A 933-nucleotide genomic window follows, 5' to 3' on the forward strand; every position below is an offset into this window, starting at 1 on the left:
TAAACTATTGAATTTTCAAGGTACAAGCCCACTTTTGCAAGTGGGAAGTTTAAGTTATATGTACGAAGGCATTTCATTTACACAAGATTCTTGACGCTACCAATCTTCTAGACTATAATTAAAATCAAACAACTCAATTCGGAGGTACTAACATGACCATACCTGACGCAAATGCAATTTATCCCAATCCAGCCATCAAAGAGGTTGTCTTTATCAAGAACGTGATCAAAAGTCCCAATATTGAAATTGGGGACTACACCTATTATGATGACCCAGTAAATCCCACCGATTTTGAGAAACACGTTACCCATCACTATGAATTTCTAGGCGACAAATTAATCATCGGTAAATTCTGTTCTATCGCCAGTGGTATTGAATTTATTATGAACGGTGCCAATCACGTAATGAAAGGTATTTCAACTTATCCATTTAATATTTTGGGTGGCGATTGGCAGAAATATACTCCTGAACTGACTGATTTGCCGTTGAAAGGTGATACTGTAGTCGGAAATGACGTGTGGTTTGGGCAAAATGTGACCGTCCTACCAGGCGTAAAAATAGGTGACGGTGCCATTATCGGAGCAAATAGTGTCGTAACAAAAGACGTCGCTCCATATACAATTGTCGGTGGCAATCCAATTCAACTCATCAAACCAAGATTTGAACCAGAAGTTATTCAAGCATTAGAAAACCTGGCATGGTGGAATAAAGATGTTGAATGGATAACTGTTAATGTTCCTAAACTAATGCAAACAACGCCCACAGTTGAATTGATAAACAGTTTAATGGAAAAATAAAAGCAAAAAAGGCCGTGCAAGCAATCCAAGAATGATTGTTTACACGGCCTTTACTATTTAGTGAATCCAATTTATTAATAACTTAAACTTCCCACATCAAAAAAACTATGAAGCCTTGAAAACTCAATAGTTTAGC

1 protein-coding gene is annotated in these 933 nt (G+C 37.1%); it reads left to right on the top strand.

From position 1 onward, the window contains the following. The first annotated feature begins 152 nt into the window (after positions 1-152). Positions 153-797, top strand: a complete 645-nt coding sequence (gene vat(E), locus CP357_RS09935) for a streptogramin A O-acetyltransferase Vat(E) (protein ID WP_089143697.1) — start codon at positions 153-155, stop codon at positions 795-797. Positions 798-933 lie beyond the last annotated feature (136 nt).

This window comes from Lactobacillus sp. UMNPBX6 (assembly GCF_002553975.1).
Lineage (GTDB): Bacteria > Bacillota > Bacilli > Lactobacillales > Lactobacillaceae > Lactobacillus > Lactobacillus gallinarum.